Source organism: Rathayibacter sp. VKM Ac-2926 (assembly GCF_022815565.1).
GTDB lineage: Bacteria > Actinomycetota > Actinomycetes > Actinomycetales > Microbacteriaceae > Rathayibacter > Rathayibacter festucae.
Map to the genome: position 1 here is coordinate 305,938 of NZ_JALGRS010000006.1, position 21,875 is coordinate 327,812.

Genomic DNA, 21,875 nt, shown 5'->3' on the forward strand with positions numbered 1-21,875 from the left:
CGCGGATCGCGGGCGGATTCGAGCCTTCTCGGGCGACTCGGCGCCCGAGCGGGCGGCGCGGGTCAGTCGAGGCGGACGCCTCGGAGGAGGACGAGGGTGGAGCCGACGGCGACGCCGGTGCCGATGAGGACGCCGCCGGCGCCGGCCGCGGCGGCGATGGTGCCGAGGAGGGTGGGCAGGGCGATCAGGCCCATGCGGTTGCCGGCGAGGCGGAGGGAGAGGGCGCGGCCGTGGCGGTCGGCGGGGGTGCGCTCGATCAGCCAGGACATGGTGATCGGCTGGCCGATGCCGAGCCCGAGACCCAGCAGGGCGACGGCGACGAAGAGCAGCGCGGTCGGAGCGGGCAGGGCGGTGAGGATCAGGCAGACGGCGGAGACGACGATGCCGGCGACCATCACGCGGGTGCGGCCGAAGCGGGAGGTGGTCGCGCCGAGCAGGAGCCGGGAGGCCATCGAGGCGAGGGCGCGGACGGTCAGCAGGGCACCGACCACGCCCGCGGGCAGGCCGCGCTCGGCGCCGAGGGCGGGCAGGTAGACGACGGTCAGGTCGACGGCGGCGACGACGGTCGCGCTGGTGAGCAGGGCGCGGGCGAGGCCGGGGATCCGCAGCAGGCCGAGCGTCGAGCCCTCGGACGGGGCCTCGGCGGCGGCTCGGGGCGCGGGGCGAGCGATCGCGGTGGTGACGGCGAGGAGGAGGACGGCGAGCGCGCCTCCGACGAGGAACAGCGGGGCCGGGTCGGGGCGCACGGCGCTGCCGGCGAAGACGGGGATGAAGGCGGGGCCGATCGCCTGGCCGAGCGAGGCGGCGAAGGTGTAGTAGCCGAAGCGGCTGTCGAGGCGGGTGCCGGCCGCTCCCCCGGCGACCACCGCCTGCTGGCCGACGACGCAGCCGAGGTGGCCGGCGCCGAGCAGCGCGGTCCCGCAGAGCAGGCCGACGAGGCCGCCGCCCGCGAGGAGCAGCAGGCCGGCGGCGGCGATCGTCAGCAGCGAGCCGCAGGCCATCACGAAGCGGGCGCCGACCCGGTCGACGAGGCCGCCGACGGGCAGCGCGATCAGCAGCGGCACCACCGCGAAGGAGGCACCGAGTGCTCCGAGCGCCCAGGCCGGCACGTCGAGCTGGATCGCCTGGTAGACCGCGGCCGGCCGCAGCAGGAAGGCGACGGCCTGGATGAGCACCGCGTGCGTCAGCAGCGCGCCGGTCGAGAGAGCCTGGCGGTCCGGCACGGCGCTCCCTCCCCTCGACGGGCGGTCGCCCGCCGTCCATCCTGGCGCACCGTCGGGCCGGACCCCGCGCGCACGATCGCCGGCCCCGATGCGGTGAGCGAGGAGCCCGTTGGACTGAGTCGCCCGAGAAGGCTCGTTCTTGGGCGAGAGAACGGACCTTCTCGGGCGACTCAGCGCGTGCGGGCTCCCGCGGGCAGAGGGGGGCGGCGATCCGGCACGAACGGCTCCTTCGGCGGCGAGGCAGCAGCCGGTGGTGACGGATGGGGCGACACGGAGGGACGGGCAGGAGCGCGGACGTCGAGAGGTCAGCGGTCGAGCGGCTCCGGGAGCGGCTGGGCGTGCTCCGGCAGGACGCCGAGGTGGTGGCGGCCGCGGAGACGGAACCAGGCGAGGCCGACGGTGACGACCGCGCCGACGACGATGAGGGCGATCCAGCGGAGGGGGCCGTCGCCGTAGACCTCGGTGCGGGGCCAGGCGAGGTTCACGGCCATCGCGGCGCCCCAGAGCACGGCGACGATGTTCACCGGCAGGCCGAGGCGGCCGAGCGAGAAGTAGCCGGTGGGCGCGTCGGCGGTGGGCCAGCGGCCGCGCAGGCGGCGCAGCAGCAGGGGCACGGTGACCAGCAGGTAGGCGAGGTAGATCAGGATGACGGCGACGCTCGTCACGGCGGTGAAGATCTCGGGGGTGCCGATGTTGACGACGAGGATCAGGACGGCCAGCACGCCGATCAGGACGGCCGGGGCGACCGGGGTGCGGCGGCGCGGGTCGACGCGGGCGAGCAGGGCGCTGCCGGGCAGGGCGTTGTCACGGGCCATCGCGAAGACCAGGCGGATGCCGGCGGTGTGCACGGCGAGCGCGCAGACGGTGATCGCGACCACGATGCAGCCGAGGAACACCGAGCCGAGCGGGCCGCCGAGCACCTGCAGGACCACGAGCTGCAGGCCGCCGGACGGGGAGCCGAGTGCGGGGTCGGCGAGGTCGGGGGCGGCGAGGAGGCCGAAGAGGATGATCAGGCCGCCGAGCACGAACGAGGCGGTGATCGCGCGGAGGATCGCGGCGGGGGCGGTGCGCCGCGGATCGACGGTCTCCTCGCCGAGCGAGCCGGCGGTGTCGAAGCCGTACATCACGTAGGCGGAGGCGATCGCGGCGATGAGGAACGCGCCGAGGTAGCCGCCGGGGACGCCCTCGCCGCGGCCGGCCGTCTCGAGGACGACGCTCGGCGGGTTGACCGCATTGGCGGCGAGGACGACGACGAGCAGCACCGCGGCGACCAGCTCGATCAGCACGCCGACGCTGTTGATGCGGGCCATCAGCCGCACACCGATCGCGTTCACGCCGGTCGTGAACGCCACCAGGATCGCGCCCCAGAGCACCGCGCTGACGCCGGCGCTCGTGCCGGTGCCGTCGCCGACGAGCTGGAAGCCCCGCCAGATCTGCGGGAGCGTGCTCTGGTAGGCGAGCACGACGGCGGCGAGCGAGACGACGGAGGCGAGCGCCATGATCCAGCCGGCGAGCCAGCTCACCGTCGGGCCGGCCAGGCGCTTGCTCCAGTTGTAGACGGAGCCGGCGACGGGGTAGCGCGCGGCGAGTTCGGCGAAGCAGAGCGCTACGGCCAGCTGCCCGGCGAACACCATCGGCCAGGACCACCAGTAGGCGGGGCCGCCGTTCGCGTAGCCGAAGGAGAAGAGCTGGAAGGTGCCGGTCAGGATCGAGATGTAGCTGACTCCCGCGGCGAAGCTGCCGAAGCGGCCGATGCCGCGGGTGAGGGTCTGCCGGTAGCCGGACTCGGCCATGCCGTCGTCGGACATCCGCGCCTCCATGCACGGGATCGGGGCGTGCGAGGTCAGGATGGCAGGCCGCGGCGGGACGTGGGGGGCGGGAACACGGATGGGGGTGATCGACGGAGCAGGCAGGGGAGGGTCTCGATACGCCGCTGCGCGGCTACTCGACCAGCGTGAGACGAAGACGCCTCGGCCGCAGGGTCTCGATACGCCGCTGCGCGGCTGCTCGACCAGCATGATCTGACGGCGGGCGGTTCATGCTGATCGAGTAGCCCGCGGAGCGGGCGTATCGAGATCCACCGTGGTCACAAGGCGGGTCTGCAGGCCCGACGGCTGGCGACGGCGGTCTCGATACGCCGCTGCGCGGCTGCTCGACCGGCATGGGACGTGAGCGCGTCAGCTCGTCGAGGGGGTCGGCGGGCCGAAGACGAGGAGGAGCTCGGCGGGGGCGGCGGACTCGTTGGCGACTCCGTGGTGGCTGCCGGCCGGGGCGTAGAGGGCGTCGCCCGCGCGGAGGACGGCGCTCTCGCCGTCGACGGTCATCACGACCTCGCCGAGGACGACCACGTAGAGCTCGTCGGAGCTGTCCGGCGAGCAGCTGCCGGGATCGCCGGAGAGGTGCACGTGCTCGCCCTCGGAGGTGCCCGGCTCGAGGTGGAAGCGCATCACCGAGCTGGGCAGCGCGGTGGTCGCCCGGAAGTAGTACTCCAGGTCGAGCACGCCCGAGCCGCCGTAGAGCGGGCGGCGGCGCGCATCCTCACCGAGTCTCTGGATCTGCACGGGGTCCTCCTCCGAAGTCGGTCCTCACCAGCCTGCCGGACGCGCGGCGCTCAGCCCAGGAGCGGCGCCGCGACCGGCGGTGTCACTCCGAAGGCCGACACGTCCTCGCTGGTCGCACCGTCGAGGGCGAGCTCGGCGAGCACGCGGCCGATGGTCGGCGTGAACTTGAAGGCGTGCCCGGCGCCGAGCCCGACCAGGATGTCGGGGTGCTCGTCGAGCGGGCCGAGGACGAAGCGGCGGTCCGGCGTCAGCGCGTACTGGCAGGTGACGGTGCGCAGCACCTCGCCGGCGGTGGGCACCACGGCGCCGACGAAGCCGGTCAGCTCCTCCAGCAGCTCGGCCGACGGGACGAAGGTGCGCTCGCGCGGCGCCATCAGGTTGTCGGAGACGTCGCGCGCGGCCTTGATCGTCGGCTCGCCGTAGGTCGGGAAGCCGTAGAAGCAGTGCTCGTCCTCCCAGATCCAGACCGGGAAGCGCTCGCGGTCGAAGGCGCTCGGCTCGGCGGGCGCGAAGTAGCTGACCTGCTCCTGCATCGTGACGAGCGGGATCTCGGCGCCCAGCGGCGCGAGCAGCTCGTTCGTCCAGGCGTCCGCGGCGAGGATCACCTTGCCCGCGAGCACGTCGCCGCCCGCGGTGCGCAGGACGACCCCGTCCTCGCCGGGGAGCAGCGCCTCGACCGGCGTGCGGTCGCGGATCACGGCGCCGTGCTGCCGGGCCCGCAGCTGCAGCACGGCGACCGTGCGGGCGGCGTGCACGATGCCGGAGTCGGCGGTGTACACCGTCTGCGTGCCCTCGGGCAGCGAGAACTGCGGCCAGCGCGCAGTGACCTCGGCCGGCGTGAGCAGCTCGAACGGCACTCCGCTCTCGGTGAGGCTCGACCGGAACGCCTCGGCGGAGTAGGGGCTGCCGGCCGGGAAGAAGACCAGCCCGCCGGTGATCGTGACGAGCGACTCGCCCGACTCCGCCTCGAGGTCGGCCCAGTCGAGGTACGCCGACTGCGCGAGCCGGACGTACTCGGGGGCGCCGTAGGAGGTGCGCAGGATGCGCGAGGTGTCGTGCGAGGCGCCGCGCACGTGGCCGAGCTCGAACTGCTCGAACGCGACGACCCGGGCGCCGCGGCGGGCCAGGTGGTAGGCGGCGGCGCTGCCGAGAGCGCCCATTCCGACGACGGCGACGTCGAACTTCTCCATGCTGATGCTTCGCTTCCGTGGATCGGTGAGGGCCGCCGGGATCGACGGCTCGGGTGACAGGGTCAGAGGACCTTGGACAGGAACGCGCGGGTGCGCTCGTGCTGCGGGTCGGCGAGGATCCGCTCGGGCGGCCCCGACTCGACGACGACGCCGCCGTCCATGAAGGTCACCGTGTCGGCGACCTCGCGGGCGAAGCCGATCTCGTGGGTGACGACGATCATCGTCATGCCCTCGGCGGCGAGGTCGCGCATCACGTCGAGCACCTCGCCGACCAGCTCGGGGTCGAGCGCGGAGGTCGGCTCGTCGAAGAGCATCAGGCGGGGTCGCATCGCCAGGGCCCGGGCGATGGCGACCCGCTGCTGCTGACCGCCGGAGAGCGAGCGCGGGTAGGCGTCCGCCTTGGCGCCGAGGCCGACCCGGTCGAGCAGCACGCGGGCGCGGGCCGTGGCGTCCGGCACCTTCTCGCGGCGGACCAGGACGGGCGCCTCGATCAGGTTCTCCAGCACGGTGAGGTGCGGGAAGAGGTTGAACTGCTGGAAGACCATGCCGATCTCGCTGCGCCGCGTCGCGATCTCGGCGTCGCGCAGCTCGTGCAGACGGCCGTTGTGGCGGCGGTAGCCGACCAGCTCGCCGGCGACGCTGATCGTGCCCGCGTCGATCTTCTCGAGGTGGTTGATGCAGCGGAGGAAGGTGCTCTTGCCCGAGCCGGACGGGCCGAGCAGGCAGGTCACCTCGCCCGGCGCGACGGTCAGGTCGATGCCGCGGATGACGAGGTTGCCGCCGTACTGCTTGTGCACGCCGGTCGCCTGGACCATGGGCGCGGTCACAGCGCTCCCTCCCCTCGGGCGGCGGGCCGCGGCCTCGCGCTCGCGAGCAGCGCCCCGAGCGGGGTCGGGCCCTGGACGATCCGGTCGCCGCGGGAGAAGCGCCGCTCGATCATCCGCTGGCCCGCGCTGAGGACCGTGGTGACGAGCAGGTACCAGAGGCTGACGGTGATGAGCAGCGGGATCACCTCGAAGTTGCGGGAGTAGATGGTCTGGGCGGCGAAGAGGATGTCGGGGATCGCGATCACGCTCACCAGCGACGTCGTCTTCAGCATCGAGATCGTCTGGTTGCCGGTCGGCGGGATGATCACCCGCATCGCCTGCGGCAGGACGATCCGGCGGAAGACCTGGGCCCTCCGCAGCCCGAGCGCCTCGGCGGCGTCCACCTGGCCGGGGTCGACCGAGAGCAGGCCCGCGCGGACGATCTCGGACATGTAGGCGCCCTCGTTGAGCCCGAGGCCGAGGATCGCGGCGAGGAACGGGCTGATCAGCACGTTGGTGTCGGCGCTGGCGAAGGTGGGGCCGAACGGGATGCCCAGGCTGAGCTCGGGGTAGAGCGCGGCGAGGTTGAACCAGAAGATCAGCTGCACCAGGAGCGGCGTGCCGCGGAAAAAGGCGACGAACGCGCCCGCCGCCGTGGCGACCACGAGCGTCTGCGACTGCCGGCCGACGGCCATCAGGACGCCGACGACGATGCCGACGACCATCGCGATCACGGTGAGCAGGAGCGTGGTGCCGAGTCCGCGGAGGATCCGCCCGTCGAGGAAGTAGCCGAAGACGCTGCCCCACTCGAAGTTCGGGTTGGTCGCGACCGAGTGGGCGAGCAGCGCCGCCAGCACGAGGATCACGACGGTCGCCGCCCGCCGGCCCCAGTGCCGGACGGGGACCACGGTCTCGGGCGGCGCGGTGGTCGTCGCGCGCTGCTCCACGGCGGTCATCCGCTGATCTGGGCCGGGTCGGTGTAGAGCTCGGCCTGCTCGACCGCGCCGACCTCGACGCCGAAGCGCTCGAGGTTCTCCTGGTAGTCGCCCGTCGTCATCAGGTGCTCGAGGGCGGCCTGGAAGGCGGGGGCCAGCTCGGAGCCGTCCGGGAAGGCGATGCCCCAGGGGCTCGGCTCGAAGTTGACGTCGAGCGCCTCGAGCGCGCCGTCGGACTGCTCGGCCTGGAAGACGGCCGGGGGGACGGCGCTGACCGTCGCGTCGACGCGGCCGGAGCTCAGGGCGAGCACGGCGTCGGCCGCGGTCGGGAAGGTCGAGATCTCGATCGCCGGCTCGCCCGCCTCGGTGCAGACGGCGTCCCACTTCGGCAGCGTGATGTCGTTCTCGGTCGAGCCCTTGAGCACGCCGACGGACTGGCCGCAGAGCGTGTCGATGGTCAGATCGAGCGGATTGCCACCCTCGACCAGCAGCGTGGTGCCGCCGAGGAAGTCGCTGACGAAGTCGACGGTCTCGAGCCGCTCGGCGGTGACGCCCAAGGCGGCCGCTGCGGCGTCGATCTTGTCCGAGGCCAGCGAGGGGAAGAGCGCGTCGAACTTGATGTCCTCGAAGACGACGTCGAGGCCGAGCACCTCGCCGATCAGGCGCATCTCCTCGGGCTGCGAGCCCGAGAGCGTCGTGCCGTCGTCCGCGAGGTCGAGCAGGGGCGGATAGCCGGGGCCGCTCGCGATGCGGATCTCGCCGGCCGCGGCGATGTCCTCGGGCACCAGGTCGGCGATGCTCTGCTCGAACAGGGCGCTCGGCTCCGCGTCGGTCGTGGCGGCGGCGTCGGCCGAGCAGCCGGCGAGGAGGGCCGCGGAGGCGAGCACCGCGGTGACGGCGGCGGCCCGGCGGGCGGGGTGCGGCGTGGCGCGGGGCGCCGTGCGGGTCGCGGGGCGGGGGACGGTCGGGTTCATGGGACTCCTAGGGCTGTGGGAAGCGTTCGTGGAGCGGGTGACGGCGCGCCGCCGTCGCGCTCGGCGGGCCGTCGTGACCGCCGCCGGGCGAGTGCGATCACTGTAGGAACGGCGGGTTCCGGCGCTGTTACAGTGCGTGCTGGCGGCGATTCGGGCGCCTCGGGATTGACGGTTCTGCAGAGGGGCGGCTCGTGAGCGGACGCGTGACGACGGGCCTGCGGGTGCTGAGGCTGCTCGGCGAGCGGCCGGATCCGACGGCGCCGTTCGGGGTCGGCGCTCTCGCCGCCGAGCTCGGCGCGCCGCTCAGCTCGGTCTCGCGGCTGTGCGCGGAGCTGGAGCGGACGGGGCTGATCGAGCGCGGCGCGGACTACGGCAGCTACCGCCTGGGCGCGGTCGCCGTGCGGCTCTCGGGGCGGGCCGCGGCGCCGGTCGCTCGGTCGCTCCGCTTCGCTCTCACGCTCGCCGCGCAGCAGACCGGCGAGACCGTCGTGCTGGCGGCCGGGGCACCCGGGTCGATGCGGGTGATCGGCAGCGTGCTCTCGTCGTGGACCCTGCACTCCCCCGCCGCGGTCGGCGAGCGGATCGACGATGCGGGCACCGCGATCGCCCGCGCCGCGGATCCGCTGGGCCCGGGCGACGACGCGGTCGCGGAGACGACCGAGGGGCTGCGGGTCGAGATCGCGACGCCGCTGCTGACGCCCGCGGGCGAGTGCGCGGCAGTGCTGGCGGTGCGACTGCCGGCGGTGCGGCTGCGCGAGAACGGGCCGCGGATCCGGCGGGCCCTGGCGGTCGCGCGGCGGAGCATCGAGGCGGGGCTGAGCGGCTCGCGGGAGGCGGGCGCGGGGCACGACACGGCGGACAGCGACGAACCGACGATCTCAGCCGCCCCCCTCGCCGGGGGTTCCGCCCTCCACGCCGTGCTGCCGCTCCTGCAGCACCTGGCCGACGGGCCGGACACCGCCGCCGGCGCCGCGCGGGCGGCGGGCCTCCGCCGCGACCGCACCGGCCGGCTGCTCGAGGCCTGCGTCGCGGCGGGCGTGGTCGAGCGCGGCGGCGACGGGGAGTTCCGCGTCGCCTGGGTCGTGCACGGCTGGTTCCGGGCGGCGGCCGCTCCGCTGATCGTGTCGCGCGGCGGGCCGCTGGTCGCGGAGGCGGCGCGGAGTCTTCGCGCCTGCGCGTTCGTCACCGTGCTCGCGGGGATGCGCAGCCTCACGCTCGTGGAAGAACTCGAGCTGGCCGGCGACGGCCTCGCGATGATCCCCTGGCTCGGCCGCGCCCACCCGATCGTCGGCTCGGACGGCGGCCCCACCATGCTGATGGACCTCGAGCCCGACGAGCTGACGCAGCTGTTCCCGGCCCGGCACACCCCGCGGGACCTGGCCCGGTTCCTCCGCCGGATGCAGACCGTCCGCCGCGACGGCGTCCTCTCGATGCAGGCCTACGACGACGCCGGCATGGTCTCGATCTCGGCGCCGATCCGCGACGCGAGCGGCGCCGTCGTCGCGGCGGCGTGCCTGGTCGGCATGGCCGACGACGTCACCGCGCGCTCCCGCGAGCTCGAGCGCGCGGCGATCCGGCTGGCGGAGGCGGTCTCGGGCGTCCTGCGCTGAGGGTGGCCGCGTGCGGGCGTGCACAACCAAGGCCGGAAGCCCCGAGAACCGCGAATTCTCGACCGATCGCGCCTTCCAGCCTTGGTTGTGCACGCACCGGTCCTCTGAGGGAGCACGGACCATCGTGTTCTCAGGGCGATGTCCATGCTGATCGAGTGGCCCGCGCAGCGGGCGTCTCGAGCGGAGGGAGCGCCTCGGGCGCCGGCGGGGGGCTGGGAGGAGCACGAGGGGAGGCCGACTCGGCGTGGGCTCGCACGCAGGAGCGCGTCGTCGCCGGGCGAGTGGGAGCGGCTCCCGACGCGAGGGAGCGCACATCGCTCCGCCGGTCAGCGGCTCCGCTCCTGGCGCGGGATCTGCGTCAGGTCGATGCCGAGGACGCTCCGGAGCTGCGCGGCGAACGCCCGCTCGAGGTCGGCGCAGACCGGGTCGCCCTCGGCCCAGATCCTCGCGGCCCGGCAGCTCTCCTCGATCCGCTCGGCGGTCGCGGACCGCCACCACTGCGGGTCGGCGGCTGCGGCGAGGAGGGTGCGGGCGTCCTCGACCTCGCGCCGGTAGCGGGTGAGCAGTCCGCGCGTCCTCTCGGGGTCCGCCTTGGCCGCCCAGAGGTCGTCGATGTGGGACTGCAGTTCGGCGTCCCCGACGCGGCAGGCGTGGAGGACCAGCTCGCGCGCGTTCTCGAGCGGCGGGGTGCGGGTGTCGTCGAGGCCGGTCACGGTCACGGCCGTTCGCCGGTGATGCGTCGGCCTTCGGGGGGTCGGGGGTCGAGCAGAGTCGTCATCGAGATCCTTCGGCGCGCAGTCGGGGGCGGGGAGCGGCGGGGCCCGACGACGTGCGTCCGACCGGTCGCGAGGGAGTGGGGGCTCTCCTGCGGCGGGCGAACGGTGCCCTCGTCGCCACGGCCCTGGGGTCGGCGTCCGCGGGCGGGCGCCCTCTCGTGGGGCCGCGGGGGGATGCGACGACGGCCGACTCCGGATCCGCTCGCCGATGACGCTATCTGAACATCCCTTCAGACATCGAGGTGTTGACAGGGCCCCCGGATCTGCATGGGTGGACGCGGGTGGGGCTCCGACGCCCGGCCGCACCCCGTTCCGCGTCCAGTCGCGGTGCGTCTCCCGCGCGAATGGACCCGTACCGGGCTCCGGCACCCTCGCAGCCCCCGCTCCGCGTCCAGTCGACGCGGCGCAGCACGCAGCAGCGCTCACCGAGATGATCCTGCGAGAAGAGAAGGACCCCCGGCGCGTCACGGTTCGCGCCCGGAGAGGCGCACTGGGGGAATTCGCTGAAGCCATGACGGGGCGCCGCCGCTGCCCGAAAGATCACCTCATCAGTATGGCGAAGCCCATCCTGATCGAGTAGCCCGCGGAGCGGGCGTATCGAGATCCACCAGCGTCGGAAGTCGAGTCCGCAGACTGCCCTGCCGGCGGCGGCGGGTCTCGATACGCCCCTGCGGGGCTACTCGACCCGCATGAAGTGCCGCCGCGTCCGGTCGCCGGCCGGCGCGTCAGCGCGTCGTCGCCATCACGCGCAGGCGGCAGGCCAGCTCCAGGGCGAAGCGGGTGTCCGGGTCGTCGAGGTCCAGGGCCAGCGCCTGCTCGATGCGGCGCACGCGGTAGTTCACGGCGTTCGGGTGCAGCAGCAGCGCCTCGCCGGCCCGGGCGAGGGAGTTGCGGTTGCTGAGGTACGCCAGCAGGGTGCGGACCGAGATGGCGGAGCGCTCGGCGCCGAGGGCGTCCAGCGGCGCGAGCACGTCGTCGAGCAGCGCGCGGCTGAGCGGCGACGCGTAGAAGTCGAGCAGCACCCTCCGCAGCCCCGTCACGTCGGTGACCTCCACCGCGCCGAGGCGGCCCGCGGCGACGGCCGAGCCGGCGGTGATCCGCGCCTCCGTCGCCGACTGCCGGAGCCCCGAGGCGCCCGACTGCGGTGTGCCGAGCCCGACCGTGAACGTCCAGCCCTCCCCCGCGACCGCCACGCCGTACGCGATCAGCCGCTCGGCCACGTCCCGCACGCGCCGCTGGTGGTCCGGGGCGCCCGACTCCTCCGAGGCCACCACCACCAGGTCGTCGTGGAAGACCGCGAGGTGCCAGACCTCGTCGCGGCCGTCGGTCAGCTGGAAGGCGTTCAGCTCGATCGCCGCGACCAGCGCGGCGGGGAGCCGGCGCTCGGCGTCGTCGCGGTGGCGCGGGGTGATCCAGGCGGCGGCGTGCGCGGAGGCGACCGGCAGCCCGGCCCGCGCGGCGTCCACCGCGAGCGCGTCGATGCGCGAGGACTCCGCCAGCAGCAGCTCGACCACGAGGTCGGCCCGCGAGCGCGCCGGGCCGAAGCGCACCTGCGACTCGCGCTGCAGCGCCCGCGAGAGCAGCGCGGCGATCACCGGCAGCGCGATCACCGCCGCGGTCTCCGGCTGCTCGGCGACCAGCCGCCCGACCGCGACCTCGCCGATGCAGACCGCGTCGGGGTCGCTCCAGGTGACGGCCGGGTCCTCGATCATCCGCAGCTCGATCCCGAGCGCCGCCGTCGCCGCGTCGAGCACCGCCGAGCGCGCATCGAGAGGGTCGTCGTCGCAGGCGGCCCGGGCGGCGGCGATCGCCAGCTCCGCCCGGCCGAGCGCCTCGGCCGCCCCGCCGCGCAGCAGCCGGTCGATCGAGACGGCCAGCTCGGAGGGCGGCGCGCTCGCGGTCAGCACCGGCAGCGCCCCGCGGTCGGCCAGCGAGCGCGAGGTCTCGGCCAGCGCCAGCTCGCCGACGAAGAGCAGCGCGGCGACCTCGGCCGCGATCGCCCGCCGGATGACGATGTCGATCTGGTACGCCCGCGGCTGCTCCGCGCCGTGCAGCACGATCACCAGGTGCCCGGGCAGCGCCTGCCCCACGTCCTCGAGCGCCAGCATCTCCACTCCGCTGAGCGACACGCCCGCCGGGTCGCCCGCGCGGCAGACCATGCCGAACTGCTCGCCGTGCTCGAGGACGTGGAGGAGGGACGTCTGTGCCATGAGCACAATCATGGCCGTTTCCTCATGGTGACGGCACATTCCGCCCACTTGCGCCCCTGGCTAGCCTCGGAGCATGAGCTTCACGCCTCCGGCCGGACCGAGCCCCGTCCGCCTGATCACCCGCGACGACGTCGCTCCCCTGGCCGCCGGCTGCGCGGTCTTCGGCACCGGCGGAGGCGGCTCGGTGCACGGCGCCCAGCTCTCGGTCGAGAACGCGATCGAGGCGAACGGCCCGGTGCGTGTGGTCGGCGTCGCGGACCTCGGCCCGGACGACGCGGTCATCATCATGTCCGGGATGGGCGCCCCCTCGGTCGGCATCGAGATGCTCGGCTCGAGCAGCCAGGCGCACACGCTGCTGCGCGAGGTCGAGCGCCTGATCGGCCGCCCGGTCACCACCGTGATGGCGGCCGAGATCGGCGGCAGCAACGGCGTCGCGCCGGTCGGCTGGGCCGCGGAGCTCGGCCTCGCGGTGCTCGACGCGGACGGCATGGGCCGCGCGTTCCCCAAGGCGACGATGATCTCGATGAACGTCGCCGGTCTGCCGAGCGAGTTCGCGGTGATGAGCGACGTGGTCGGCAACGTCACCGTCCTCCGCACCGTCGACATCGCCTGGCTGGAGCGCCACGCCCGCGCCTTCACGGTCGCGGCCGGCGGCATCGCCCTCGGCGCGCACTACCTGCTCACCCACGAGACCGCCCCGGGCGCCGTGATCGAGGGCACCGTCAGCCGCGCGATCCAGGTCGGCCGCCGCCTGCTCGCCTCCGCCGACCCGGTGACCGACATCGCCGAGGAGCTCGGCGCGGCCGTGCTGATCGGCGGCAAGGTGATCGACATCGACCGCAGCACCGAGGGCGGCTTCACCCGCGGCTCCGTCACGATCGACGGCGTCGGCGCCGACCGCAGCCGGATGGTGCGGGTCGAGATCCAGAACGAGAACCTCGTGGTGATCGAGGACGGCGGCGTGGTCGTCAGCGTCCCCGACCTCGTCTCGATCCTCGACTCCGAGACCGGCGAGGCGATCTCGACCGAGATGCTCCGCTTCGGCCAGCGGGTCAGCGTGCTCGCCTGGGCCTGCGATCCGCTCTGGCGGACCCCGCGCGGGATCGAGCTGGCGGGCCCCGCCGCCTTCGACTTCGACTTCGACTACGTGCCGTTCGACGGCGTCGTGGCGGAGGTGGCCCGATGAGCGCCGCACTCCGCGACCTCTCCGTCGGCATCGACGTCGGCGGCACCAACACCGACGCCGTCGTGCTCGACGCAGACGGCGCCGTCACCGGCTGGACCAAGCAGGCCACCACCGAGGACGTCACCGGCGGCATCCGCGCCGCGCTCTCCGCCGTGCTCGGCGAGCTGGGCGCCGACCGCGACCGCGTCTCCCGCGTCATGCTCGGCACCACCCACGCCACCAACGCGATCGTCCGCCGCCGCGACCTCGGCCGCGTCGCCGTGATCCGCCTCGGCGCCCCCGCCTCGACCGAGTTCCCCTCGCTCTCCGGCTGGCCCGCCGACCTCCGCGACACCGTGCTCGCCGGCAGCCTGCTCGCCGGCGGCGGCCACCTGATCGACGGCTACCCCATCTCGCCGCTCGACGTCGACGGCATCCGCCGCTTCCTCGACTCGCTCGAGGGCCGCTTCGACGCGGTCGCCGTCTGCGGGATCTTCAGCCCCTCCTTCCCGGAGCAGGAGCTCGAGGTCGCCGCGCTCGTCGCCGACCACGTCGGCGTGGACCTCCCCGTCTCGCTCAGCCACGAGATCGGCGCGCTCGGCCTGCTCGAGCGCGAGAACGCGACCGTGCTCAACGCCGCGCTGCACGGCATCGCCCGCGACGTGACGCAGGGACTGCTCACCGTCGTCGACGAGGAGCGCCTCGACGCCGCCACCTTCTTCGCCCAGAACGACGGCACGCTGATGGCCGTCGAGTACGCGGCCCGCTACCCGGTGCTCACCATCGGCTCGGGCCCCGCCAACTCGATCCGCGGCGCCGCGTTCCTCTCCGGCGCCGACGACGCGATCATCATCGACATCGGCGGCACCACCAGCGACCTCGGCGTGCTGGTCGACCGCTTCCCCCGCGAGTCGACCCTGCCGCGCGAGATCGGCGGCGTCCGCACCAACTTCCGGATGCCCGACATCCTCAGCGTCGGGATCGGCGGCGGCACGATCGTCGACACGGCCACCGGCGTGCCGACCACCGACTCGGTCGGCTACCGGATCGCCCGCGAGGGCCTGCTCTTCGGCGGCGCGACCGCGACCCTCACCGACGCCGCCGCGATGCAGCTGCCCGGGATGATCCCCGGCAGGGCCCTCCCCGCGCTGGATCGCGCCACCCGCTCCGCCCTCGGCAACGCCCTCGCCGTGGCGCAGGACCGGATCGAGTCGGCCGTCGAGCGGATGTCGCTCGGCCGCGTCGGCCTGCCGCTCGTGGTCGTCGGCGGCGGCGGCTTCCTGGTCCCGGACCACGTGCACGGCGCGAGCGAGGTGCTCCGCCCCGACCGCGGCAACGTGGCCAACGCCGTCGGCGCCGCGATCGCCCTGGCCGGCGGCCGCGCCGACCAGCTGTGCGACCACGTCGACCGCGCCGCCGCGATCGAGGCGGCCGGCCGGATCGCGATCGAGCGCGCGATCCAGGCCGGCGCCGATCCGCGGCTCGTCGAGATCGTCGACGTGCTCGAGACGCCGCTGTCCTACTCGGCCAGCGCGTCGCTCAAAGTCTCCGTGAAGGCCGCGGGCCCGCTGGCCCTGATCGGGAGTCCTGCACCACTCGCCCTGCATTCCCCGAAGGACGCATCATGACCCGTTCTCCCCGCACCACAGCGCTCCGAGTCCCGGCCGTCGCCGCGGGCTCGCTGGTGGCGATGCTCGCCCTGAGCGCCTGCTCGGCCCCCGCCGGCGGCTCCGCGGCCGGCGCCGATCCCGTCTCGGGCGGCACCTTCTCCCTCGCGATCAACGACGACCCGGGCAGCCTCAACCCGTTCACCGGCGTCTCGCTCGTGCAGCGCGCGATGGTTACCTTCGGCTACGACTCGCTGGCCTACACGACCCCCGAGGGCGAGGTCGTGCCCTTCCTCGCCGAGAGCTGGGAGAGCACGCCCACCTCGATCTCGTACACGCTGAAGGACGGCATCACCTGCGCCGACGGCACCCCCTTCACCGCCGAGACGGCCGCGGCGAACTTCGCCTACCAGGCGAACGCCGACAACGGCACGTTCTGGTTCGGCTCGAGCGTCACCGCCGACATGACGGCGACCGCGGAGGGGAACGTCGTCACCGTCACCTCGACGGCGAACAACCCGTTCCTGCTCCAGGGCACCGGCAGCATCGAGATGGTCTGCCAGGCCGGCCTCGACGACCCGTCGACCCTGACCGACACCACCAACGGCACCGCGCTCTACGCGCTGACCGCGTCGAGCCCCGGCTCCGACTACACCTACACCAAGCGCGACGACTACACCTGGGGCCCGGACGACGTCACCAGCGACACCGAGGGCCTGCCCGACGAGATCGAGGCGCGGGTGATCACCGACGAGGCGACCGCCGCGAACCTGCTGATCTCGGGCGAGCTCAACGCCGCCTCCGTCATCGGCGCCGACCGCCAGCGCCTCGACGCGGCGGGCCTGGACACCGAGGGCGTGCTCAACCCGATCGGCGAGATGCTCTTCAACGAGCGCGCCGACCGCCCCACCGCCGACGTCCGCGTCCGCCAGGCGCTGACCCTCTCGCTCGACCGCGACGCCGTGGGCGAGCTGGTCACCGACGGCAACGCCGTCGACTCGGTCTCGCTGGTCAACCAGATCCCGCTCACCTGCGTCGCCGGCGGCCCGGAGTGGACGCTGCCCGACACCGACGTGGACGCCGCCGGCGAGCTGCTCGACGAGGCCGGCTACCCGCTCGGCTCCGACGGACTGCGCGCGAAGGACGGCGAGCCGCTGACCATCCGCTTCCTCTACGACGCCGGAACGCCCTCGCACGGCGCCGCCGCCGAGGAGGTCCAGCAGGAGTGGAACGAGCTCGGCATCACGACCGACCTGGTCGCCGAGGACTCGGCCGGCTGGTCGACCGACCTCTACCAGAGCTACGACTGGGACACCGGCTTCATCCAGCTCGCCCCCTCGAGCCCCGTGGTGCTGAGCCTGTTCTTCCTCGGCGAGACGAGCGAGAACGGCGGCTACAACTTCATGGGAGTCTCGAACCCCGAGTACAACGCCCTCGCGACGCAGGCGCTCAGCGCCGGCACCGCCGACGAGGCCTGCGGTGTCTGGAAGCAGGCCGAGGCCGAGCTGATCGAGCGGGTCGACGTCTTCCCGCTCGCCGAGACGGAGTCGCCGATGTACGTCAAGGGTGCGACCCTCGAGCGTCCCGGCACCGTCGCTCCCACCACGATCCGGATGCAGGGCTGACCATGACGATCCCCTCGGTGCGACCCACGGCCCCGCTGTCACCGGCCTCCCCGCCGAGCGCGCCCGCGGCCGGTCCGCGCCGGGGGGATCGTCTGCTCGGCGTGGTCGGCTCCCCGCGCCTCGCCTTCCTGCTCAAGCGGTTCGCCCGCGCGGCGGTCTCGCTGGTGATCGTGCTGATCGCCTCCTTCTTCATGGTCCACTTCGTGCCCGGCGACCCGGTGCGCGCGGCCCTCGGCCCGACGGCGCCGGCCGAGACCGTGGCGGTGCTGCGGAGCACCCTCGGCCTCGACCTGCCGATCGGCCAGCAGTTCGCGAACTACCTCGGCGGGCTGCTCCGGGGCGACCTCGGCACCTCGATCAGCACGCAGCGCCCGGTCGGCAGCACGCTGGCCGAGCGGCTGCCCGCCACGCTGATGCTCTCGGTCGTCGCCTTCGCGGTCGCCGCGCTCGGCGCGTTCCCGATCGGCGTCGCCACGGCGGTCTCGGCCCGCGCCGGCAAGCACCGCACGCTCGACCTCGGCGTCTCGGGACTGCTCGGCGTCGTGATCGCGATCCCCAACTTCCTGCTCGCGGTCGTGCTGATCTGGCTGTTCAGCATCGTCGTGCCGCTCGCGCCGTCCGCGGGCTGGGGCGGCCCGGAGTACGCGGTGCTGCCGGTGCTCGCCCTCGCCATCGGCCCGCTCGCCTACCTCGCGCGCATCGTGCACGTCGAGATGGTGCGGGTGCTGGAGGCGCCGTACCTCACCACCGCGCGCAGCAAGCGGCTGCCGGGGCACCTGCTCTACCTCCGGCACGCGCTGCCCAACATCGTCACGGCGACGCTGACCGCGGGCGGAGTGGTGCTCACCGGCCTCGTCGCCGGCACGGTGCTGATCGAGACGGTCTTCGTCATCCCGGGCATCGGATCGACGATCGTCTCGTCGATCACCACCAAGGACTACCCGCTGATCCAGGGCATCGTGCTGATGTACGCCGTCCTGGTCCTCGCCGCCAACCTCGTCATCGACCTGCTGCTCGCCGCGCTCGACCCGCGGTCGGCCATCGCGGAGGCCTGAGCCATGAGCACTGCATCCCGTTCCGCCCGCCCGTCCCTCGCCCACCGGCTGCCGGAGTCGCTGCGCACCCCGCAGGGTGTCGCGGCCGCCGTCGGCCTCGTCCTGGTGATCCTCGCGACGGTCCTCGGCCCGATCCTCTTCGGCGATCTCGCCACCGAGCGCTCGATCGCCGACCGCCAGCAGGGCGCGAGCCTCGCGCACCCCTTCGGCACCGACGACCTCGGCCGCGACCTCCTCGCCCGCGTCGTCGTCGCCACCCGGGTCTCGGTGCTGCTCACCCTCGGCGCGACCGGCATCTCGGTCGTCGGCGGCGTGCTGCTCGGCGTCGTCGCGGTGCTGCTGCCCCGCCTGCTGCAGCGGCTGATCGCCGGCCTCATCGACATCCTGCTGTCCTTCCCCTGGCTGCTGCTCGCGCTGTTCTTCTCGGTGATCTGGGGCACGACCGCGGTCGGCGCGATGCTCGCCGTCGGCTTCGCCGGCATCCCGGTCTTCGCGCGGCTCACCAGCACGCTCGCGGCCTCGGTGTCGTCGAGCGACTACGTGCGCGCCGCCGGGATGCTCGGCAGCCGGCCGCTGCGCACGACCGCCCGGCACGTGGTGCCGAACATCCTGCCGCCGCTGCTGGTCAACTCCGCCGCGCACGCCTCCGTCACGCTGCTCTCCTTCGCCGCGCTGTCCTTCCTCGGCCTCGGCGTCCAGGCGCCCGAGTACGACTGGGGCCGGCTGCTCAACGAGGGCGCGAAGCGGATCTACGTCGATCCGATGGCCGCGATCGGCCCCGGCATCGCCGTGGTGCTGGTCGGCGTCGTCTTCGCCCTGCTCGGCGAGGTGTTCAGCGAGTCGTCCTCGCGCCGCCGCCCGGTCAAGGCCGTGAAGCGCCGGCGCTCGGACGAGGTCGTCGCCGCGGTCACGGACGACATGCCCGTCGTCGAGATGTCGGGGCTGCGCGTGGCGTTCCCCGGCCGCGACGGCGCGATGACCGAGCGCGTGCACGGCGTCGACCTGACGATCCTGCCCGGCGAGACCGTCGGCATCGTCGGCGAGAGTGGCTCGGGCAAGTCGGTCACGGCGAGCGCCGTCGCCGGACTGCTCGGCCCTGACGCGCTGGTCACCAGCGAGCAGCTCGTCTTCCGCGGCATCGACATGACCGCGGTGCCCAACGCCGGCGAGCGCCGCCGCCTCGGCCTCGAGCAGGCGATGATCTTCCAGGACCCGCTGACCTCGCTCAACCCGGCGCTCACCATCGGCCGCCAGCTGCGCGAGGCGAGCGAGGTGCACGCCCGCACCCCGCGCGCCGAGTCGCTGCGCCGCGCGATCGACAAGCTGAACCTGGTGCGCATCCCGGACGCCGAGAAGCGCGTCGGCCGGCTGCCGCACGAGTTCTCCGGCGGCATGCGGCAGCGGGCGATGATCGCGATGGGCCTGATGGGCACGCCGCGGCTGCTGATCGCGGACGAGCCGACCACCGCGCTCGACGTCACCGTGCAGCGGCAGGTGATGCAGGCGCTGCGCGAGGCGCAGACCGCGACCGGAGCGGCGATCCTCTTCATCTCGCACGACATCGCGCTGGTCAGCGGCTTCTGCGACCGGATCGTGGTGATGCGCGACGGTCGCGTGGTCGAGGAGATCGCCGCGGACCGCCTCGACGAGGCACGGCACCCGTACACGCGCGGGCTGATCGCCTGCGTGCCGGACATGGCGACCGACCGGAGCGCGGCGCTCCCGGTGATCGCGGCGATCGACGAGGAGCCGCCTTCCGCCGACCGGACCGCCCACGACGAGCCCGCCCACGACCTGACCGCCCACGACCAGGAGGCACTGACCGCATGAGCGAGCTGCGCTACGAGGCGGTGACCGTGCGCTTCGGCCACGGCCGCTCGGCGACCACGGCCGTCGACGCCGTGGATCTCACGGTCCGGCCCGGCACCACCCACGGACTGGTCGGCGAGTCCGGCTCCGGCAAGTCGACGGTCGCGCGGGTCGCGGTCGGCCTCACCCCGCTGCACTCCGGCCGGATCCTGCTCGACGGCGTCGACATCACCAGCCGCGAGCCGTCGGCCCGGGCCGCCCGCCGCCGGGTGCAGATGGTGTTCCAGGACCCGCTGTCCGCACTCGACCCGCGGATGAGCGTCGGCGCCTCGATCGCCGAGGGACTGCTCGCGACCGGCCGGCGCCACTCCGCCGCCGCCCGCGACGACCGGGTCCGCGAGCTGCTCGACCTGGTGCACATCGACCCGGCGCGCGCCGACGACCGCCCGACCGCCTTCTCCGGCGGGCAGCGCCAGCGGATCACGATCGCCCGGGCGCTGGCCGCCGAGCCGCAGGTGCTGATCGCCGACGAGATCACCTCGGCGCTCGACGTCTCGGTACAGGGCGTGGTGCTCAACCTCCTCCGGGAGCTGCAGCAGAGACTCGACCTCACGATGCTCTTCATCTCGCACAACCTCGCCGTCGTCCGCTACGTCAGCGACGAGGTCTCGGTGATGCGCGGCGGGCGCCTCGTCGAGCACGGCACGACCGACACCGTGCTGTCCGATCCCGCCGACCCGTACACGAGGCAGCTGCTCCGGGCCGTGCCCGTGATGGGCCGGCCTCTCGACCTGGAGGACGCATGACCGAGCTCCTGATCCGCTCCGCTCGCTTCGCGGGGCAGGACGCCCCCGCCGACCTGCTGCTGCGCGACGGCCTGATCGCCGAGATCGCCCCGGCCGGCACGCTGCCGGGCAGCACCGAGGCGCTCGACGCCGACGGCCGCTTCCTCGCGCCCGGCTTCTGGGACGCGCACGTGCACTTCACCCAGTGGGTGGTGCGGAGGCAGCGGGTCGACCTCGCCCCCGCGGCGAGCGCCGCCGAGGCCGTGGCGATCATGCGCGCGGCGCTGCCGGTGCGCGAGGACGCCGTGCTGATCGGCTACGGCTTCCGCGACGGCCTCTGGACGGACGCGCCGACCCGCGCCGCCCTCGACGCGATCGCGCCCGACCGCCCGCTCGTCCTGATCAGCGGCGACCTGCACTGCGGCTGGCTCAACAGCGCGGCCGGCCGGCGCTTCGGCCTGTCGATCCCGGAGGACGGGGTGCTGCGCGAGACGGAGTGGATCGGCACGCTCGACCTGATCGACGCCGTCGGCCTGCCCTCCGTCGCCGCCTACCGCGAGACCGCCGCGGCCGCCGCGGCCCGGGGAGTCGTGGGGATCGTCGAGTTCGAGAACGCCGACAACTCCCGCGCCTGGCCGGCCCGCATCGCGGAGGGCGTCACGTCCCTGCGCGTCGAGACCTCGGTCTGGCCCGACCGGCTCGACGACGCGATCGCCCGCGGGCTGCGCACCGGCGACGCCCTCGATCCGGCCGGCCTCGCCCGGATGGGCCGCCTCAAGATCGTCGTCGACGGCTCGCTGAACACCCGCACCGCCTACTGCTTCGACCCCTACCCCGGGATCGCCGCCGACCACCCGCACCCCTGCGGCGTGCTGAGCGTCGCGCCCGAGGAGGTGGAGGGCCTGCTGGTCCGCGCCCGCGACGCCGGCATTCTCCCGGCCGTGCACGCCATCGGCGACCGCGCGAACGCCGAGGTGCTCGACGTCTTCGAGCGGCTCGGCCTCGCGGGCACGATCGAGCACGCCCAGCTCGTCGCGGCCGAGGACTTCGCGCGCTTCGGCCGCCTCGGGCTCGTCGCGAGCGTGCAGCCGGAGCACGCGATGGACGACCGCGACGTCGCGGACCGGCACTGGGCCGGCCGCACCGACCGCTCCTTCGCCTTCGCCTCGCTGCACGCCGCCGGCGCGAGCCTCGCCCTCGGCTCCGACGCGCCCGTCGCCCCGCTCGACCCGTGGATCTCGCTCGCCGCCGCCGTCAGCCGCCGCCGCGACGGCCGCGAGGCCTGGCACCCGGCCGAGCGGCTGCCGTTCGACGTCGCGCTCGCGGCGAGCACCCGCGGGGCGACCCTCGCCGTGGGAGCCGCGGCCGACCTCGTGCTGCTCGACCGCGACCCGGCGACCGCCGACGACGCGGAGCTGCGCACGACACCCGTCGCGGCGACCCTCCTCGGCGGCCGGCCGACCTGGTCCGCGCTCTGACGGACTCTCCTCCACAGGGCCGTGCCGGACCGATGTCCTCCACAGGCCGACTCTCCTCCACAGGCC

Annotated in this window: 17 protein-coding genes; 8 read left to right on the plus strand and 9 right to left on the minus strand. The window is 74.1% G+C overall.

The features are described from left to right. Window positions 1-62 precede the first annotated feature (62 nt). The 7 genes from MT351_RS10870 to MT351_RS10900 all read right to left on the minus strand — a co-directional run bounded on the left by MT351_RS10870 (window position 63) and on the right by MT351_RS10900 (window position 7,689). Entirely contained in the window at window positions 63-1,223 is a 1,161-nt protein-coding gene (locus tag MT351_RS10870) for an MFS transporter (RefSeq protein WP_132436542.1), read from the minus strand. Window positions 1,224-1,528: 305 nt separating this feature from the next. Further along, the gene (locus tag MT351_RS10875) at window positions 1,529-3,031 is read right to left on the minus strand and encodes an APC family permease (RefSeq protein ID WP_243582173.1); all 1,503 of its coding nucleotides are present in this window, start codon (window positions 3,029-3,031) and stop codon (window positions 1,529-1,531) included. 369 nt (window positions 3,032-3,400) lie between these two features. Next, on the minus strand, window positions 3,401-3,784 hold the full coding sequence (locus MT351_RS10880; protein ID WP_132436538.1) for a cupin domain-containing protein: 384 nt from the start codon (window positions 3,782-3,784) through the stop codon (window positions 3,401-3,403). A gap of 50 nt (window positions 3,785-3,834) precedes the next feature. Then, a complete protein-coding gene (solA, locus tag MT351_RS10885; protein ID WP_133960424.1) occupies window positions 3,835-4,974 on the minus strand; it encodes an N-methyl-L-tryptophan oxidase in 1,140 nt (379 codons plus the stop codon). A gap of 62 nt (window positions 4,975-5,036) precedes the next feature. Beyond that, window positions 5,037-5,801 (minus strand): amino acid ABC transporter ATP-binding protein, encoded by a 765-nt coding sequence (locus MT351_RS10890; RefSeq protein ID WP_308197440.1) that lies wholly within the window; start codon window positions 5,799-5,801, stop codon window positions 5,037-5,039. Next, window positions 5,798-6,736 (minus strand): amino acid ABC transporter permease, encoded by a 939-nt coding sequence (locus MT351_RS10895; RefSeq protein WP_243582174.1) that lies wholly within the window; start codon window positions 6,734-6,736, stop codon window positions 5,798-5,800. Before MT351_RS10895 ends, MT351_RS10890 begins: the two co-directional genes overlap by 4 nt. Continuing rightward, window positions 6,733-7,689, minus strand: a complete 957-nt coding sequence (locus MT351_RS10900) for an ABC transporter substrate-binding protein (protein ID WP_243582175.1) — start codon at window positions 7,687-7,689, stop codon at window positions 6,733-6,735. The genes MT351_RS10895 and MT351_RS10900 overlap by 4 nt, the downstream gene beginning before the upstream one ends. Before the next feature lie 191 nt (window positions 7,690-7,880). Here MT351_RS10900 and MT351_RS10905 point away from each other — a divergent pair, with 191 nt between their 5' ends. Continuing rightward, on the plus strand, window positions 7,881-9,299 hold the full coding sequence (locus MT351_RS10905) for a helix-turn-helix domain-containing protein (protein ID WP_243582176.1): 1,419 nt from the start codon (window positions 7,881-7,883) through the stop codon (window positions 9,297-9,299). Between the two features lie 326 nt (window positions 9,300-9,625). Here the strand turns inward: MT351_RS10905 and MT351_RS10910 are convergent, their stop codons facing one another. Together MT351_RS10910 and MT351_RS10915 are read right to left on the minus strand one after the other, a co-directional pair. Further along, the gene (locus MT351_RS10910) at window positions 9,626-10,012 is read right to left on the minus strand and encodes a hypothetical protein (RefSeq protein WP_243582177.1); all 387 of its coding nucleotides are present in this window, start codon (window positions 10,010-10,012) and stop codon (window positions 9,626-9,628) included. Between the two features lie 788 nt (window positions 10,013-10,800). Continuing rightward, complete coding sequence (locus tag MT351_RS10915; RefSeq protein ID WP_243582178.1) at window positions 10,801-12,285, minus strand: CdaR family transcriptional regulator; 1,485 nt, start codon at window positions 12,283-12,285, stop codon at window positions 10,801-10,803. 73 nt (window positions 12,286-12,358) lie between these two features. On the opposite strand from MT351_RS10915, the gene MT351_RS10920 reads away from it, so the two are divergent. From MT351_RS10920 to MT351_RS10950, 7 genes are all read left to right on the plus strand, one after another. Continuing rightward, complete coding sequence (locus MT351_RS10920) at window positions 12,359-13,471, plus strand: DUF917 domain-containing protein (RefSeq protein ID WP_243582179.1); 1,113 nt, start codon at window positions 12,359-12,361, stop codon at window positions 13,469-13,471. Further along, entirely contained in the window at window positions 13,468-15,078 is a 1,611-nt protein-coding gene (locus MT351_RS10925; protein WP_243582180.1) for a hydantoinase/oxoprolinase family protein, read from the plus strand. The genes MT351_RS10920 and MT351_RS10925 overlap by 4 nt, the downstream gene beginning before the upstream one ends. Continuing rightward, window positions 15,075-16,682, plus strand: a complete 1,608-nt coding sequence (locus MT351_RS10930; protein ID WP_132436524.1) for an ABC transporter substrate-binding protein — start codon at window positions 15,075-15,077, stop codon at window positions 16,680-16,682. The genes MT351_RS10925 and MT351_RS10930 overlap by 4 nt, the downstream gene beginning before the upstream one ends. Before the next feature lie 101 nt (window positions 16,683-16,783). Beyond that, the gene (locus MT351_RS10935) at window positions 16,784-17,737 is read left to right on the plus strand and encodes an ABC transporter permease (protein WP_208110648.1); all 954 of its coding nucleotides are present in this window, start codon (window positions 16,784-16,786) and stop codon (window positions 17,735-17,737) included. Window positions 17,738-17,740: 3 nt separating this feature from the next. Then, window positions 17,741-19,567: a dipeptide/oligopeptide/nickel ABC transporter permease/ATP-binding protein gene (locus MT351_RS10940; RefSeq protein ID WP_132436522.1), complete on the plus strand. Its 1,827-nt coding sequence runs from the start codon at window positions 17,741-17,743 to the stop codon at window positions 19,565-19,567. After that, a complete protein-coding gene (locus MT351_RS10945) occupies window positions 19,564-20,352 on the plus strand; it encodes an ABC transporter ATP-binding protein (RefSeq protein ID WP_123448029.1) in 789 nt (262 codons plus the stop codon). Before MT351_RS10940 ends, MT351_RS10945 begins: the two co-directional genes overlap by 4 nt. Continuing rightward, on the plus strand, window positions 20,349-21,809 hold the full coding sequence (locus MT351_RS10950) for an amidohydrolase (protein ID WP_243582181.1): 1,461 nt from the start codon (window positions 20,349-20,351) through the stop codon (window positions 21,807-21,809). The genes MT351_RS10945 and MT351_RS10950 overlap by 4 nt, the downstream gene beginning before the upstream one ends. Window positions 21,810-21,875: the final 66 nt, after the last annotated feature.